Source organism: Mycolicibacterium insubricum (assembly GCF_010731615.1).
GTDB classification, from domain to species: domain Bacteria; phylum Actinomycetota; class Actinomycetes; order Mycobacteriales; family Mycobacteriaceae; genus Mycobacterium; species Mycobacterium insubricum.
The window spans coordinates 1443920-1460577 of the sequence record NZ_AP022618.1 but is presented as its reverse complement, the minus strand read 5'-3'; the positions used below and the strand labels follow the sequence as shown (position 1 = coordinate 1460577).

The 16658-nt window shown below is 65.9% G+C and carries 18 protein-coding genes; 14 read left to right on the top strand and 4 right to left on the bottom strand.

Annotated elements, in window-relative coordinates:
• Positions 1-5 precede the first annotated feature (5 nt).
• The 5 genes from G6N16_RS07000 (at position 6) to G6N16_RS06980 (ending at position 2981) form a co-directional block, all read left to right on the top strand.
• Positions 6-602: an Rv1363c family protein gene (locus tag G6N16_RS07000; protein ID WP_083032353.1), complete on the top strand. Its 597-nt coding sequence runs from the start codon at positions 6-8 to the stop codon at positions 600-602.
• A 53-nt stretch (positions 603-655) separates the two neighbouring features.
• Entirely contained in the window at positions 656-1222 is a 567-nt protein-coding gene (locus tag G6N16_RS06995) for an Rv1363c family protein (RefSeq protein ID WP_083032400.1), read from the top strand.
• Positions 1223-1227: 5 nt separating this feature from the next.
• Positions 1228-1602 (top strand): DUF732 domain-containing protein, encoded by a 375-nt coding sequence (locus G6N16_RS06990; RefSeq protein WP_083032354.1) that lies wholly within the window; start codon positions 1228-1230, stop codon positions 1600-1602.
• A 17-nt stretch (positions 1603-1619) separates the two neighbouring features.
• Positions 1620-2282: a CAP domain-containing protein gene (locus tag G6N16_RS06985; protein WP_083032356.1), complete on the top strand. Its 663-nt coding sequence runs from the start codon at positions 1620-1622 to the stop codon at positions 2280-2282.
• Between the two features lie 81 nt (positions 2283-2363).
• Complete coding sequence (locus tag G6N16_RS06980; RefSeq protein WP_407663680.1) at positions 2364-2981, top strand: TetR/AcrR family transcriptional regulator; 618 nt, start codon at positions 2364-2366, stop codon at positions 2979-2981.
• A 5-nt stretch (positions 2982-2986) separates the two neighbouring features.
• Here the strand turns inward: G6N16_RS06980 and G6N16_RS06975 are convergent, their stop codons facing one another.
• Positions 2987-3835 carry a hypothetical protein gene (locus tag G6N16_RS06975; RefSeq protein WP_083032359.1) on the bottom strand — a complete coding sequence of 283 codons (849 nt, stop codon included), beginning with the start codon at positions 3833-3835 and terminating at the stop codon, positions 2987-2989.
• A 179-nt stretch (positions 3836-4014) separates the two neighbouring features.
• Between G6N16_RS06975 and G6N16_RS06970 the strand changes: the two genes are divergently transcribed.
• Complete coding sequence (locus G6N16_RS06970) at positions 4015-5070, top strand: TIGR03617 family F420-dependent LLM class oxidoreductase (protein WP_083032360.1); 1056 nt, start codon at positions 4015-4017, stop codon at positions 5068-5070.
• On the opposite strand, the gene G6N16_RS06965 is transcribed toward G6N16_RS06970, so the two are convergent.
• Positions 5045-6283: an acyl-CoA dehydrogenase family protein gene (locus G6N16_RS06965; RefSeq protein ID WP_083032362.1), complete on the bottom strand. Its 1239-nt coding sequence runs from the start codon at positions 6281-6283 to the stop codon at positions 5045-5047. The two genes, G6N16_RS06970 and G6N16_RS06965, sit on opposite strands and share 26 nt — an antisense overlap.
• A 274-nt stretch (positions 6284-6557) precedes the next feature.
• Here G6N16_RS06965 and G6N16_RS06960 point away from each other — a divergent pair, with 274 nt between their 5' ends.
• From G6N16_RS06960 to G6N16_RS06935, 6 genes are read left to right on the top strand one after another with little or no spacing between them, the layout of a single operon-like run.
• Positions 6558-7010: a ketosteroid isomerase-related protein gene (locus tag G6N16_RS06960; RefSeq protein WP_083032363.1), complete on the top strand. Its 453-nt coding sequence runs from the start codon at positions 6558-6560 to the stop codon at positions 7008-7010.
• A 13-nt stretch (positions 7011-7023) separates the two neighbouring features.
• Positions 7024-7536 (top strand): ketosteroid isomerase-related protein, encoded by a 513-nt coding sequence (locus G6N16_RS06955; RefSeq protein ID WP_083032365.1) that lies wholly within the window; start codon positions 7024-7026, stop codon positions 7534-7536.
• A 23-nt stretch (positions 7537-7559) separates the two neighbouring features.
• Positions 7560-9152, top strand: coding sequence for an AMP-binding protein (locus tag G6N16_RS06950; RefSeq protein ID WP_083032367.1), 1593 nt, complete (start codon positions 7560-7562; stop codon positions 9150-9152).
• 14 nt (positions 9153-9166) lie between these two features.
• Entirely contained in the window at positions 9167-10666 is a 1500-nt protein-coding gene (locus G6N16_RS06945) for an aldehyde dehydrogenase family protein (protein ID WP_083032370.1), read from the top strand.
• Positions 10666-11091 carry a hypothetical protein gene (locus G6N16_RS06940; protein WP_083032373.1) on the top strand — a complete coding sequence of 142 codons (426 nt, stop codon included), beginning with the start codon at positions 10666-10668 and terminating at the stop codon, positions 11089-11091. The genes G6N16_RS06945 and G6N16_RS06940 overlap by 1 nt, the downstream gene beginning before the upstream one ends.
• Positions 11088-11576, top strand: a complete 489-nt coding sequence (locus G6N16_RS06935) for a flavin reductase family protein (RefSeq protein ID WP_083032374.1) — start codon at positions 11088-11090, stop codon at positions 11574-11576. Before G6N16_RS06940 ends, G6N16_RS06935 begins: the two co-directional genes overlap by 4 nt.
• 7 nt (positions 11577-11583) lie before the next feature.
• On the opposite strand, the gene G6N16_RS06930 is transcribed toward G6N16_RS06935, so the two are convergent.
• A complete protein-coding gene (locus G6N16_RS06930) occupies positions 11584-12618 on the bottom strand; it encodes a helix-turn-helix transcriptional regulator (RefSeq protein WP_234805949.1) in 1035 nt (344 codons plus the stop codon).
• Between the two features lie 152 nt (positions 12619-12770).
• Entirely contained in the window at positions 12771-13802 is a 1032-nt protein-coding gene (locus G6N16_RS06925) for a LuxR C-terminal-related transcriptional regulator (RefSeq protein ID WP_083032377.1), read from the bottom strand.
• 205 nt (positions 13803-14007) lie between these two features.
• Between G6N16_RS06925 and G6N16_RS06920 the strand changes: the two genes are divergently transcribed.
• Complete coding sequence (locus tag G6N16_RS06920) at positions 14008-14934, top strand: NAD(P)H-dependent flavin oxidoreductase (RefSeq protein WP_234805950.1); 927 nt, start codon at positions 14008-14010, stop codon at positions 14932-14934.
• 124 nt (positions 14935-15058) lie between these two features.
• A complete protein-coding gene (locus G6N16_RS06915; protein ID WP_083032381.1) occupies positions 15059-16657 on the top strand; it encodes an acyl-CoA carboxylase subunit beta in 1599 nt (532 codons plus the stop codon).
• Position 16658: the final 1 nt, after the last annotated feature.

The following is a 16658-nucleotide window of genomic DNA, read 5'->3' as shown; positions in this document are numbered from 1 at the left end:
CGCAGATGACCCTTTCGCTCGATATCGATGAGACGGTCGGCGACGAACCCTGCCTCGCCGACGCACCCGACGAGGACACCGAGGAAGACGCCGCAGACGACACCACCGATGCGCCGGCGCGGCCCAGATGGCGGTCCGCAGCGGCAATCAGCGTTGTCATGACGGTGGCGCTGGCTACATTGCTGGGCTGGCTCGCATTCCAGGACCATCAGGCGCGCCTGGCCCAGGCCCACCGCGCCGCGCTGCTGCAGGTGGCCAAGCAGGGAGCGCTGAATCTGACCACCATCGACTGGCAGCATGCCCAAGACGACGTCCAACGGATTCTCGACAGCGCCACGGGTCAGTTCCACGACGATTTCTCAATACGCTCCGGGCCATTCATCGACGTGATCCAGAAGGCCCGGGCGGTGACGGTCGGCACGATCGTCGAGGCCGGCCTGGAGGCGGTGTCCGACGATGCTGCACAGGCTCTGGTGGCGGTCTCGGTGCTGACCTCGAACGCCGGAACCCCTGATCCCCAGCCTCGGTACTGGCGACTGCGGGTGTACGTCACCCAGGTCGACGATCAAGTACGGGTCTCCAACGTCGAGTTCGTTGCGTGAGCCGGGCCATGACCGACGAACGACACACCGAAATCATGGACGAAGGCTCCCTCATGACGAACGAAATCATTGATGACAGCGTCGATATCGACGAACTCGAAATCGAGGACCTCGAACCGGACGCCGAAGCCGGTGCACGGGCCGGCCGTCTGCGGACCTTCGCCCGCCTCGCCGTGCCCGTGACGGCGATGCTGCTGGCCCTCGGTTCCGGATTCGTGAAGTACCAAACCGGCACACTGACCGGGCCCGATCCCGACGACACAGCGGTACGGGCAGCCGCCGACGGGGCGGTCGCCATGCTGACCTACCATCCGGATTCCGTCGAGCAGGACCTGGACGCGGCCAAGGACCGGCTGACCGGCTCATTCCTCGACGAATACACCAAACTTGCCCACGATGTCGTCATACCGGGCGCCCGACTGAAGAAGGTGACCGCCAACGCCACCGTCCCGGCCGCGTCATCGGTTTCCGCCGGCCCCGACCACGCCGTGGTTCTGCTGTTTGTCGACCAGACCGTGACGGTCGGCCATGACGCGCCGGCGAACACCAGCTCCAGCGTGCGGGTGACCCTGGACAGGGTGGGCCAACGCTGGCTGATCTCCGAATTCAAGCCGGTGTGAGCGCAATGAGCAGCCCGGCACCGGCCCGATGTCTGCTGGCATCGATCCTGGGCGTCGCCGCGGTGGCCGCGGCCACCGGCTCCGCAGGAACAGCTCGCGCCGACGAGGTGGCATACCTGGTCAATGTGCACATGCGCCCGGGCTACGGATTCCCCGATGCCGAGACCGCACTGGCCTACGGCAACGGCATCTGCGAAAAGGTGACCGCCGCGGTTCCGTTCGCACAGTTGATGGCCGAAGTACGCACCGATTTCGACACGACCGACGAATACCAGGCGCTGTACCTGATCTCCCAGGCGACCAACGAACTGTGTCCCGCCCAAATCTGGCGGCTGCGTGAATCCGCCGCCGGATACCGATCACCGACCCCTGCTTCCTGATCCGGAGGGACGCCGAGATGCACTACCGCACAGCACTTCTGTCGGCCACCGCGGCCACGGCCCTGCTACTGACCATCGAGGCACCTGCGGCGCACGCCGACAACAAACGCCTCAACGACGGCGTGGTCGCCAACGTGTACACCGTGCAACACCAGGCGGGCTGCGTCAACGACGTGAAGATCAACCCGCAGCTGCAGCTGGCCGCCCAATGGCACGCCGAGGATGTGCTGAACAACCGCGAACTCGACGGCGATATCGGCACCGACGGCTCGACTCCGCAGAGCCGCGCCGACGCCGCGGGTTACCGCGGGGTCGCCGCCGAAACCGTGGCGATCCACCCGGCGCTGGCGATCAGCGGCGTCGAACTGCTCAACCGCTGGCACGGCGACCCCACGGATCTGGCCATCATGCAGAACTGCGCGAACACCGAGATCGGCGTGTGGTCGGTGAACAGCCTCGATCGAACGGTCGTCGTCGCAATGTACGGGCAGCCGGCGGTACCGCCGGCGCCCTACGTGGGTCCCGATGCCGGCCTACCGCCGGGCACCGTGCTCGCCGAGAACACCCCGCTGTCGCCGGTCCCCGACTACGACGGCACCGACGAGGTGGAATACGCAATCTCCTGGCTGCCGTTCATCCTGCGCGGGGTCTACCCTCCCCCGGCCTATCCGGGACAGTGACCAGAAGTTCACTAGAAACACGCTAAAATACCTGTCCGATCCGGCCTTTTGATGAATTCAAATCCGCTAAAGGGGGGAACCATCGCCGCCGACGCCATCGCCGCTTCAAGCGGCCGCGCGCGAACCCGGGATCCGGAACGCAAACACCGGATACTGCGAGCAGCGGCGGATCTTGTCGGCCGGAGAGGTTTCCACGCGGTGTCCATCGCCGAGATCGGCGCCGCAGCGGGCATCACCGGTTCCGGGGTGTACCGCCACTTCGGCAGCAAATCAGCGATCCTGGTGGCCCTGTTCGACCAGGTCATCGATGACCTCCTGAACGACGAGCAGCGAATCCTTGCCGAATCCGACGACCTGCCCTCCGCCCTGGCGCAATTGGTCGCCGGCCAGGTGGAATTCGTGGTGGGTCAGCGCCAGCTCGCCCAGGTGTATCACAACGAGGTCAACAACCTGCCCGACGAGGACCGTCGGCGGCTTCGCCGCAAACAACGGCTGTATCTCGAAGAGTGGGTCCACCTGGTCAACGAACTGCGCGGGGAGCTCAGTGACACCGACTCACGGGCCATCGTGCACGCCACCATCGGTGCGGTCCAGTCCCCGCTGTTTCACAACACCGGACTCGCCGAAGACCGATTGCGTGTGCTGCTCACCGACGCAGCACACGCAATCCTCGGTATCGACCTCGCGGTCTCGGACTGACTCGACTACACCATCGGCCTCGACGGAACCGGCACCGCCACCGCGTCGGCGGCGATCGGATCGGCCGGGGGAGGCGCAGTCGGCAGGAACCGGCTCAAACCGTTGACCACGACGGTGCACAGTGCAATGGTCAGCAACGTTGCCGACCAGATCATTCCCCCGGTGGCCAGGCCGTTGTCCAGGTGCATCGCGATGATGACCGGGAAGCCGATGCCGAAGTTGGCTGCAAAGAAGGTCATCGGGAACACCAGGAACAGACTCAGCAGGCCCCACGCCGTGGTCACCTTCCGCCACACCAGAACCGCGACGACGGTGAACAGGACGACCTGGGTGCCCTCCAGGATCCCGATGACCATCGGGTAGTTCCACAATCGGAGAACGAACGGACCGTAGTAGGTGTACACGTTGGTACCGGTGCCGATCACCTCGAACAGACAGGACGCGGCGACCTCTGCGCCCCACACCAGAAACAGGCCCCGGCGACCCAGCCGTCCCTCGTAGATCCGCCGGCCCGCGTAGAGGCACGCACTGGCGTACAGGATGATGTAGCCGCTATGCGTCCAGTTCGGTTGGACCACACCGAATGCCGAGAAGTGCATGTAGCCGGCACCGGGTTGGCCATCGTGGGCGTCGTAGAACCAGAGGTCGAAAGCCACGTCGTAGAGCGGCTCGGCATACGCGGCGATACCGGCGGCCAGACAGGCGATCAGATAGAACGGCGTCCGCTGCCGGATGCCCATCCGGATCGCGATGACGACCATCACCGCCACGATCGCCCAACTGACCCAGGTGAAGACGTTCTGCCATATCAGGTCCAGCTCATGCGTTCGCACGTCGAGCGACATCCGGCCCACGGGCCCTCCTCAGTTGGATTGCTCACTCGGCAGAGAAACCGCTGCCCGGCATTCCCGCGGTGAGCAGACCCAACGCTAGTGACCTGGGACACTCCCGACGGCCCCACGACGATGGATATCGCTCCCCCATCCGGGGAATAACTGGTCACTCACCCCGCCGGTTGTGCGAGCCTTCCGGCATGTTCATCGACACCAACATCGGTGGCGGAATCGACGGCACCTCCGGTGCGGATACCGTCACCCTCACCGGCCAGGTGCGGGCGGCCGAACGCATTGGCTTCGACGGTCTGTGGTCCACCGAGGTCAACCGGGACCCGTTCCTGCCCTTGGCAATCGCAGCCGAAAAGTCCACCACGTTGCGCCTGGGCACCGGGGTCGCGGTGGCGTTTGCGCGCAGCCCGATGACCACCGCGCTTGCCGCCAACGACCTGCAGTCGTTGAGCGCCGGGCGTTTCATCCTCGGTCTGGGCTCGCAGATCCGGCCGCACATCGAGCGCCGCTACTCGATGCCGTGGTCGGCCCCCGTCGAGCGGATGGCCGAATACATCATGGCGCTGCAAGCGATCTGGCGCAGCTGGCATACCGGCGAGCGGCTCGACTTCCGCGGCGAGCACTACCGGCACACCCTGATGACGCCGATGTTCACCCCGGAACCGCACCCCTACGGACCACCACCGGTGGTGCTCGCCGCGGTCGGCCACAAGATGACGACGGTAGCTGCCGAATACGCCGACGGACTGCTCGTGCACGGGTTCACCACCGCCAGGTATCTGCGCGAGGTGACCACCCCGATCGTCGCGGCCGGCCTGGCGCAATCGGGGCGAAGCCGCGCGAATTTCACCGTGTGCTATCCGGGATTGGTGGCGACCGGCCGCGATGAGCGTGACCTGGACAACGCGATCGCCGGGGTGCGTCGACAGATCGCGTTCTACGGCGCGACGCCGGCCTACCGCGCCGTGCTGGATCTGCACGGCTGGGGCGAGCTGCACACCGAGTTGCACCGGTTGTCGAAGTCCGGCGACTGGGCGACGATGACCGACCTCATCGACGACGAGGCGCTGAACACCTTTGCGGTGGTGGGTGAACCCGGCGCGGTGGCATGCGAGATCACCGCTCGGTTCGCTGGACTGATCGACCGGTTCACCCTCTACACGCCCTATCCCCTCGACGACTCCGCGCGAGCCGAGGTCGTCGAGGGGATACGCGCGGCTACTGCTGCGCCGCAGCCGTGTTGAGTAGGAACTCACCGATGTAGGTGCGGGACTGGTCTGCGTTGAGCGGCTGGAACATCGACGCCGCGGAATCACGGTAGAGCCGCTCGAAAATGGTGCCCCGGCGGAACGACGATCCGCCCAGCAGGCTCATCGCGTGCCGCGACATGTGCATCACGTTGTCGGCGATGAACGTCTTGGCCAGGCCCAGGTACGGAAAGCGCAGTTCCGGAGCCCACCGCTTGTCCTTGCCCTCGATGAGATCCTGACAGGTTTGGTAGAGCACCCGCCGGGAGAACTCGTAGCGCGACGCCATGTCTCCGATGCCGTCGATCACGTGGCCGACATTCTTGACCGCGGTGTCGGCCGCGACGATGGCCCCGAAAGTGGCGCCCAGGTGCTTCTTGGACAGTGCCCGGGTGGTCTCCTCCAGAATGCGGTCCTGCATGCCCAGGTAGATGCTGGCGAACATCAGCGACGCCCACTCCAGGACGCCGAAGGCGCCCGCCCGCCAGGGCGCGACGAAGCCGTCTTCGGGCACGAAGTAGCCGTCGAACACGATGGTCTGCGTCCCGGTGGCATGCATCCCCAGGGCATCCCAGGTCTTCTCGATGCGGATCCCGTCGCCCACTCCGTCCGCATCGACGGTGAAATCGCCGATGAACAGCTTTTCCGCCGCCACCCGGCCCTCGAAGGTTTCCGGCAGGTTCCCGTCGGCGTCGGTCTCGGTGGCGTTGGTGGTGATGATGTCGGCGGCCTCGCACAGGGTTCCCCACGTCTTCTTGCCGTAGAGTCGCCAGCCGCCGCCGGGCTGCGGCACCGCCGTCATATCGGCCAGCCCGGAGAACCCGGCCCGCTGTTCGGAGAACGGCCCGAATATCAGCTCACCGTCGAGCACCCGGCCCAGCCAGTACTTGTTCTGCTCCTCGGTCATCAGGTTCCCCGCGATGCCCAGCATGATGTAGTGCATGTTGTAGGCCAGCGTGATCGCGGAATCGCCTTTGGACAGCTCCGAGACGACCTTGGAGACCTGCAGGATGTTGCCGCCGGGCCCGCCGAACGCCCGCGGCACCGGCAACGCCCCCAATCCGGATTTCTTGAACACCTCGATGGAGGGGTAGGCGAACGTATTCTCGGTGTCGTACTTGGGACCGATCTCCCGGAAGAATTGCGAGACCTCCTGCGCCTTGGCGAAGTACGGGACGAATTCCTCATCGGTCATGTCTTGTTCCAGCATTTTTGCTCCCTGTCAAACGAATGGCGGCAAACGAGTGCATCGCTTCCTTCCCGATGTTCCGCCCGCGCACCGCCCCTACACACCCCTCACAGGGGGGAACTCGATCCGGCATCGGGGTAGCCACCAGGCCGGCTCCGGCCCGCCCTCAGGAGCGGTAATCGGGCATGTCCCCCCGACGGGCGTCCGGTTTCCCCCCTCCGGTAGTCGCCACCGGTCCGGTGTGCTCCATAGCGTCAGACAGGTCTTGCACACAACGCCCAGGGAGTACCCGACGATGAGTCACACATTCGCCGTGAAATGGCTGAAAGCCTTCCGGACGAGCCCGGAAACCGTTGTCGCGCTCTACGCCGACGATTTCCTATTCGAGGACCCGATTCTCGGCCAAAAGATCACCTCGAAAGAGGAGCTGCTGCGGGTCTTCGCGCCATACGCCAACACCGACACCGACAACGGCATCGGGATCAACAATTTCCGGATCGACGAGGTGGTCGGCGATGCCAACGCCGCGATCTACCGGTGGACCTGGCAGGCTCCGACCGCCACCGCATTCGTCGGCGTACCCACCGACGGCAAGGTACCCGGGGCGCGCGGCATCACCTTTCACGTCTACGACAGCGACGGCCGGATCAAACGCGAAGCGAGCTTCTGGGACGTCTCCACGGCCGTTCGCGACCTCGGCCTGCCCGTCGACCCCCGCGCGGTCGCCCGGACCGACGCCACCGCCTGAAAGGAAATACCCGATGAGCCTGAATACCTCTTTGGCCGGCGAACACGCACAGCGCTGGACCACCGCACTGACGACCGACACGGTGGCCGCCGTGGCCCTCTATAACGACGACCTGGTCTACGACGACCACGGGGACTCCGACCACATGGTCGACACGGCCATCACCAAGGCCGAGCTGGAACCGCGTCTGGCACCGTTTGCCAACAAGAACCCCGAAAACGGTGCAGGCCAACACCGCTTCGTCGTCGACGAGGCGTTCCAGTTGGCGGGGACCGGCGGAGATCCCGCCGTGGTCATCCTGTGGAGCTGGACGGGCGAGGGTTTGGCGACCTTCCGCGGCGTACCTTCGGCCGGCCGGACGCTGAGCACCCGGGGAATCACCTGGCATCAGCTCGACAGCACCGGCAGGATCGCCCGCGAAACCACCTATTGGAACGACACCCCGGTCCTCCAGGAACTCCGCCTGCCCATCGTCACTCCGGAGTACTGGGTCGAGGGATTCGACCCCACGTCGGTGTCGGGATGACGACGGCAGCACACGCCACCGGGATGTGGGGCGTGCTACCGGACGTCCTGGATCGCGCATGCACCTACTACGCGGGGCGCACCGCGATCCTCGACGCCGCCGACGGCCGATCCCTGACCTACCGCCAGCTCAACCACTGGCGCAACCGAATCGCCAACGGACTCATCAAGTCCGGGGTCGAGAAAGGTGAACGCGTCGGCCTGCTGATGCCGAACTGCCTGGAATTCATTCCGGCGCAGCACGGAATCTGGGCGGCCGGCGCGTCACTGGTGCAGATGGCCACCCGCTCGGCCCCCGAGGGATTCAAGGCGAACCTCGCGCAAACCGGCGCCACGGCGCTGATCTACCACGCGAAGTTCGAGGCGGCCGTGGCGACGATCCGCGAGGATCTGCCCGAACTGCGTATCCTGATCCGCCTGGGCCAACCCCGGAGCGAGCTCCTGGTGGATGCCGTCGACTTCGACGAATTCGTCGCGCAACAGCCCCTCACCAGGCCGACGGTGTACATCGATGAGCACGACGAAGCCTACGTACTGTTCACCTCCGGCAGCACCGGGGAACCCAAGGGCGTGGTGAATTCCCACCTGAGCTGGAGCCACTACGCCATCTCCGCGGGCCTGGACATCGGCGACATCCGGTTCGGCGAAGTCTTCGCCCACGGGGCGCCGCTGACCCATTTCTCCCAGATCTTCGTTATGCCCACATTCGTCCGAGGCGGCACCAACGTCATGCTGCCGGGCCTGGACGTCGCCGGGTTGACATCGAACATCGAAAAGTTCGGTGTCACCGCGGTCGCGCTGGTCCCCACCATCATCTACCTGTTGATCGATCATGCGCGCACCCACGACAACGACCTGAGTTCACTGCAGACCGTCGTCTACGCCGGTTCACCGATAGCCCCCGAACGGCTGCGGCAGGCGCTGGAAACGTTCGGCCCGATCTTCATTCAGACCTACGCCGGCAGCGAACCCGGCTACGTGTCCTGCCTGCGCAAGCAGGACCACCTGCAGCGGGCGGGGGAATCCGCCGAGGCTTGGACGGCGCGCCTGGCCTCGGCCGGCCAACCGATGTTCCCGGTCCAGGTCAGCATCCAGGACGAGAACGACAACATCCTGCCCATCGGGGCTTCCGGTGAGATCTGCTCGCACCAACTCGGACAGATGCTGGGCTATCTGGACCCCGAACGCGACATCGAAACGCTGCGCGACGGTTGGGTGCACACCGGCGATATCGGCCGTCTCGACGAGGACGGGTACCTCCACCTGGTCGACCGCAAGAAGGACATGGTGGTCAGCGGTGGATTCAACGTGTTCCCCCGTCAGGTGGAGGACGCGCTGGCCACCCATCCCGCCGTCGCCCAGTCCGCGGTCATCGGTATTCCGCATGAGAAGTGGGGCGAAGCGGTGCTGGCGTTCGTGGTGGCCCGGTCCGGCGAAATCACCGGTCCGGACCTCGGCTCGGAGTTGATCGGCCATGTGAAGACGGCACTCGGGAGCGTGCACGCACCCAAATCCGTCCTTTTCACCGACGCCCTGCCGCTCAATCCGGCCGGCAAGGTCGACAAGAAAGCACTCCGCAGACCCTATTGGCACCACCGATCCCGCCAGGTCGGCTGAGAAAGGACTCAAACATGACACCGCACTACTGCATGTACATCGACGGCAAGTGGGTCGATGCCGACGATGTCTACGAACTGCGCAGTCCCGCAACCGAAGAGCTGATCGCCACCGTCGCCAAGGGCGACGTCTCTCACGTAGATGCCGCGGTGGCCGCCGCCAAAGGCACCTTCGATCAGGGCGGCTGGCGCAACACCGCGCCGGCCGAGCGTGCCGCACTCATCAACACCGTCGCCGAGCGCCTCGGCGGACGCGTCGATGAGTTAGCCGCGCTGCAGAGCAACGAAAACGGCGCCACCATCAGGATCACCGGGGCCTTCCACATCGGCCTGTCCGTGGCGCAGTTGCAGTATCTCGCCGCCATCACCGAGCAGTACCAGTGGGAAACCTCCGGACCGGCGATCGAGCCGGTTGCCGCCGAGGGCGTCGTGGTCCGGGAGCCACTGGGCGTCGTTGCGGCGATCGTGCCGTGGAACATTCCCCTGCTGACCACCGTGTGGAAGATCGGGCCGGCGTTGGCAGCCGGCAACTCGGTGGTACTCAAACCCGACGAGCACGCTCCGCTGCTGGCGCTGGAGCTGGCCCGCGAGTTCGAATCCGCCGGTCTGCCCCCGGGGGTGCTCAATGTGATCACCGGGGACGGCGAGCCGGTCGGAGCGCATCTGGCCGGGCATCCCGACGTGCGCAAGGTCGCCTTCACCGGGTCCACCGCGGTGGGCAAGAGCATCCTGCGGCAATCCGCGGACAACATCCGACGAGTCACCCTGGAGCTGGGCGGCAAGGGCGCCAACATCATCCTCGACGATGCCGATATCGACATGGCCGTGGACGGTGCACTGTTCGCCTGCATGGCCAACAACGGCCAGGCTTGCGAAGCCGGCACCCGGCTGCTCATCCCCTCCTCGCGGCGTGAGGAGATCGTCGCCAAGTTGCTCAACCGCGCCGCCACCTTACGACTCGGTGATCCGATGGACCCCACTACCCACGTCGGGCCGATCATCTCGGCAACCCAGCGAGACCGGATCCTGAGCTACTTCCAAATCGCCGCCGAAGAAGGCGCCACGCTGGCCCTCGGCGGAAAGGCGCCGGACGGACCGGGATTCGGTAAAGGCTACTGGGTAGAGCCCACGATCTTCACCGATGTCACCAACGACATGCGGATTGCCCGGGAGGAGGTGTTCGGTCCGGTATTGGTGGTCCTCACCTATGACTCCGACGACGAAGCCGTCCAGATCGCCAACGACACCGGATACGGACTCTCGGCCGGTGTGTGGGGTAGTGAACCGCGGGCGCTGCAGATGGCCCGCAGGCTGGAGTCCGGCATGGTCTGGGTGAACAACTGGCACGTCATCCACCCCGCCTATCCCTTCGGGGGCTACAAGGAGAGTGGCCTGGGCCGCGAAGGTGGACCCGACGCCCTCGGCGAATACACCGAGGAGAAGTTCATCGCGCTGGACCGGTCCGGCGGCATCGAGAACAAGGCATTCGCCATCGTCATCGATCCGGAGTCGTGATGACCGTGATGACGCCGTGCGCCACCCTTCGCCGCAGACCGTTGCGCTTGGGTATCTCCGTCGGCGACCGCCTCTGGATGAACAGCTCGGCCGAGTCAGTTCGCGTCCGCGCGGCAGACCTGCGCGCGTTGACTCGGGTCGCCGCCGACGTGCGCGACGAGTACCCGGAAACCGACATCGTCGTCGATATCGACGCGCTCATCGCGCCATCGGCGCACGAGGCCATGTCCGCCGCCGGCAGCCACCACGGTGACACCCTGTTCTACGTCGGGACGCCGACCGGGTTGGCCGGATTGATCGCCGACATCCACAGCCTCGGCATCGCCGAGGGCGCCGTGATCCATCCGGTCCGCAACGATCCCGACGCCATCGAGCTGCTGCACCAGGTTGTGGTACCGGAGTTACACGCCAGGATGAGCCGGTGACGATCTCCGCCTCCGAGTACCGCGCCGCGCTGCGTCGTCACCCGGCCGGCGTCGCCGTGATCACCCTGATGGCGCCGACGGGCCCAGTAGGATTCACCGCGACCTCATTCGCGTCGGTGTCCCTGACCCCGCCGCTGGTCTCGTTCAATATCACCGACACGTCGTCTAGCATCGACGCCCTGCGTGAGGCGACATCCGTCGTGGTCCATCTGCTCGGCGCGAGCCAACTCCCCGTCGCGCAACGGTTCTCCCGGTCCGCGGAGGAGCGGTTCGCCGATCGGAGCACCTGGACCATCATCGATTCCGGGGAGCCGGTGCTGGTCGGCGCAACGACCTGGCTGCGCGCCGAGATCGATCGACTCATTCCCGCCGGGGACTCGACCCTCGCGATCGCCGGGGTGAAACAGATCCACTGCGACGCGACCACCCCCGGGCCGCTGATCTACCACGACGGCGGGTACCACCGTGCGGTCCCGATCGACTGAGCGACCGTCAGTTCTGCCGCAGCGCGATGGCGATCGCCTGGGCACGGTTGACGGCTCCATACTTTCGCAGGATGTGCTTCACGTGCGACTTGACGGTGCCCTCGGTGATCACCAGCCGATCGGCGATCTCCTGATTGCTGGCCCCGGTGACCATCAGTTCGAACACCTCGACCTCACGCTCGGTCAGCTCGACCCGCGCATCCCTGCCGAAGCCCTGAGCATCCGCGCGGAAGGGCAGGCCGCGGTCCTGTTCGGCGCTGAGGGAAGTGCTGAAACCGGACTCGCACAACGCATCCAGGCGACCGACCGCACCGAAGAAAAGCTCCCGAACACTGTCTCGATGGGCGCGGATCCGCTCCAACAGAACCGCGCGCTCATAGATGTGGCTGAAACCGTCGGCGAAGGCCCACAGTACGTCGCGGTCCCCCTCCCCGACACGGCGCGAATGCGGATGATGGTCGGTGTGCAGGAAACCGATCACGTCGGAACCGAGCACGATCGGCGCGACCACATAGGAACGCGATCTCCCCGCCTGGACGATTAGCGGCCGGAACACCGGGGCGTCGTCGGTGTCCTGGATCAGCGCCGGGCGCCGACGGGCCCTCGCCTCGGCTTCCGGCGTCCGTTCCTCCAGTGGAATCGTCTGGTTGCGCCAGGGCTGGAACCAGGAACCTTCTGCCGGCTCGGATCGGTCCAGGAGAATCATCGGCTTCCATGCACCGGCTTCCACGGTGGAGAGCACTGCCCGGTGAAAGCCGCACCGCGTCACCAATTCCTGACAGGCACCCTCGATCAACGCCGCCGAATTCGGCAGTGTCGACAACCGGCTCAGCGCCGTGGCGCAACCGGCGAGCCGCTGGCTTCGCATCGCGGTGTCGCCGAGATACCAGTCGATGACCAGTCCCTGGAAGCCCAGCAGCAGTTCGCCGAGCTCTCGCACCGCTTCGACGTCGGCGGTGGTGGTGGTGTGCAGTCGATCCAGACAGGCATGAGCGAGCTCGGCGACCACCGCCACCGAGCGTCGGGGTACATCCCATTCCACGGTCGGCAAGGTCGTGTCGACGCCCAACGCGACGGCGGCTCGAGCCCGCAAAACCCTCAGTCGCTCCACGAGCTCGAGTTCCCTGGCGCACCAGTCAGATCTGACCCGGCCGGGGCCGACGGTCCGCGTGGACTCTCCCGCCATCAAGACAGTCATCGCTGCATCCGTCCCTCACTGCGTGTTTCGTGCAGGAAACACGCGATCGCCGCCGCCCGGTTGGCCGCACCCAGCTTGTGCAGAATGTGTTTCACGTGGGATTTGACCGTGCTCTCCGCTACCGTCAACTGGTCGGCCAGTTGCGCATTGGACGCACCGCTGGCCATCAGACCCAACACCTCGCGCTCACGGCCGGTCAGCCGGGCCAAGCGAGAAGAGCTCCGCAGCTCCGCCGGCCGCTGCCGCTCCGGCGCGACGAGCTCGGCGCCGGTGTCCCCGGAGACGACCGCCAGCGCCGCGATGCGCGTCCGGGACAGCGAACCGGGTCCGAAGTCCTCCAACTCGGCGCAGGCGCGACCGCAGACGTCGGCCACCTGCTGTCGTTGCACCGCAAAGCGTTCGGCAATCACGGCCCGTTCGTACGCCAGCCCCACCGCGTCGGCGAACATCCTGAGCAGATCGCGATGGACCGGGGCGAGTGGACGACCACCCGCGCCGGCATCGGCGTGGATCAGCGCGATCGTCGAGGATCCCGCCAACACCGGCGCCACCACGTACTCGCGAGTCCCCGAGCGCTCGGCCAGCGGTCGGTACACGCGTGCCTCGCCCTGTGCATCGGTGACCAGCGCCGGAAGCCTGCGCCGCACCACCTCGGCTTCAACCAACGGCGAAGCCAGGCCGATTCTCAGTTCCTCGGGCTGGCCATCCGACGACACCACCACGTACCTGCGCACCCGCCCGTCCCTGCCGGCCAGGTGATACTCCTGCGGTATCCATACCGAGCCGACCACCCGCGAAAACATCACCCGGTCGAATATTCCTGCGGCACAGAGCTCGCGAGACGCGCCGTCGAGGACCGCCCGGGCGGTCTCCATCCCGCGGACCCGCGCCGACGCCCCCAACACCGCCGCGACGCCGTCGGCAACGAGATCATCCGGCGGCGCGACAAATCGCGCAATCTCGGCCGCGGTCGGCAGTTCCGGCAGTTCCGGCAGAAGGTCGGTACCGATTGGAGCGTCTCCCTCCAAGAGAGAACAAATGCGGATTCTGAGTAACTATCCGCCTCATCATTGGTGATGCGAGTCACTTTGTCAACGTTCGGATTCAACGCCGGTTTTTACCTTCTGACTAGGGATTACCCCCTCGTCGCCAGCGCAAGAGTTGACAGACGCCCTCGGCGCTTAGTAAATCTTGATTCACTAATAACGGCGGAATCCGACAGCGGGAGACACCTTGGCCCTCACCTCTTCGTGGCTGGACCGGCTGGCCCTACCCGCAATCGCCGCCCCCATGACCGCAGTCTCCGGCCCCGACCTGGTGATTGCCGCCTGCCGGGCGGGTGTCATCGGGTCCTTCCCCACCCACAACGCCGCAACGCCGGAGATCCTCGACGACTGGCTACACCGCTTCCGGCGAGAGATCCCGGACACGGCCGCACCGGTCGCGCCCAACCTCGTCGTGCACCGCAGCAACAAACGACTTGCCGCCGACCTGGCCTGCGTCGTCACCCACCGTGTCGAACTGGTCATCACCAGCGTGGGCAACCCCGCCGCGGTGGTGGAGCCGCTACACGCCGCCGGCGCCCAGGTCTACACCGACGTCGCCACCTTGCGCCATGCCCGGCAGGCCCTCGAGGCCGGTGCCGACGGTCTGGTCCTGCTCACCGCCGGCGCCGGCGGCCAGACCGGCTGGCTGAATCCGTTTGCCTTCGTCCGCGCCGTCCGCGAACATTTCGACGGACCACTGGTGCTGGCCGGTGGCATGAGCGACGGCCACGCGGTGTACGCGGCGCAGATACTCGGGGTCGACCTCGCCTACCTGGGGACCAGATTCATCGCCACCCGGGAAAGCCTGGCGGCCGACGACTACCGGCAGGCCCTGACCACCGCCACCCTCGATGACGTGCGGCTCTCGGACCGGGTCGGCGGTATCCCCGCCAGCCTGCTCGCCTGCTGGCTCGATCAACAGAGACACCCGGAATTATCCGGCGACGGGTTCGCCCAGGATCGGCTGCTCGACAACGGCGACGCGTGGAGCGCCGGGCACAGCGTCTCCGGCATACATGCGGTATCCGGCGTCGCCGAGCTGGTCGACACCCTGGCCCGCGAATACCGCGACGCCCGCGCCACCACCAGGAAGCTGCCCTCCGCCGGCACCTGAGACAACCAATCTCCCCCTGGGGCTTCGTTTGTCACCTCTTGGGGGTGCATATCGGAGATTCCCTTGAACTCGACCATCGCAGACATGACTGTGTCTGTATTCACCTTTGACCTTAAGGACATCGATGCCAGGTCTCGTTTCGCAGGTGGACACCACCTCCGATATCTACCTCAACAATCACGAGGTTCAATCGGCGGCCGTCGCGGCGCTGAATGAACAAATGGCAGTTGCCGCCGCCGGTGGCGGCGAGCGTTACGTCGCCCGCCATCACCAGCGCGGCCGGCTACTCGCCCGGGAACGGATCGAACTGCTACTGGACCGCGACGCGCCGTTCATGGAGCTATCGGCGCTGGCCGCGTGGGGCACCGAATTCAACGTCGGCGCGGCGATAGTCACCGGTGTCGGCGTCATCAGCGGGGTCGAATGCATGATCATCGCCCACGACCCCACCGTGCGGGGGGGCACGATGAACCCGTACACCCTGCGCAAGAACCTGCGCGCCCTGGAGATCGCCCGGGTCAACCGCCTGCCGGTGATGTATCTGGTGGAATCGGGTGGCGCCGACCTGCCCACCCAGTCCGAACTGTTCGTCCATGCCGGGCGAATCTTCCGCGATCTCACCGACTTGTCGTCGCAGGGCATCCCGACCGTCGCCCTGGTCTTCGGAAACTCGACTGCCGGCGGGGCCTACGTCCCCGGCATGTGCGACTACTGCGTGCTGGTCGACCAGCAGGCAAAGGTATTCCTCGGCGGGCCGCCGCTGGTGAAGATGGCCACCGGTGAAGACGCCGACGACGAATCCCTCGGCGGGGCCGACATGCACACCCGGGTGTCCGGTCTGGGCGACTACTTCGCCGTCGACGAGGTCGATGCCATCCGCATCGGCCGCGATATCGTCGCACACCTGAACTGGCGCAAGCTGGGCCCGGGCCCCAGCCAACCCGCCGACGAGCCGCTGTACGACAGCGAGGAACTGCTAGGCATCGCCTCGGGTGATCCGCGCGTCCCGTTCGACCCCCGCGAGGTGATCGCACGCATCGTCGACGGTTCGCGCTTCTCCGAATACAAGCCTCGCTGGGGCACCAGCCTTGCCACCGGTTGGGCCTTTATCCACGGCTTCCCGGTCGGCATCCTGACCAATACCCGCGGTGTCCTGTTCAGCGAGGAGTCCAAGAAGGCAACAGAATTCATTCTGCTTGCCAACCAGACCGACACCCCGTTGATCTTCCTGCAGAACGTGACCGGCTTCATGGTGGGCACCGAATACGAGCAGGGCGGCATCATCAAGGACGGCGCGAAGATGATCAACGCGGTCACCAACAGCACCGTCCCGCACATCACCATCAATATGGGCGGCTCGTTCGGCGCGGGCAACTACGGGATGTCCGGGCGCGCCTACGATCCCCGGTTCATGTTCAGCTGGGTCAACGCCAAACTCGCGGTCATGGGAGCCGCGCAGCTCGCCGGGGTGCTGTCCATCGTCGGCAAGGCCGCCGCCCAGTCCGCCGGGCGGGAATTCGATCACGAGGCCGACGCGAAGCGTACCGCCGAGATCGAGGCGCAGATCGAGAACGAGTCGAGTTCGTTCTTCGTCTCCGCACGGATCTACGACGACGGGGTCATCGACCCGCGCGACACCCGCTCCGTGCTCGGAATGGCCCTTTCCGCAGCACATTCCAATGTCGTCTCCGGCCGCCGCGGTTTCGGCGTGTTCCGGATGTGAG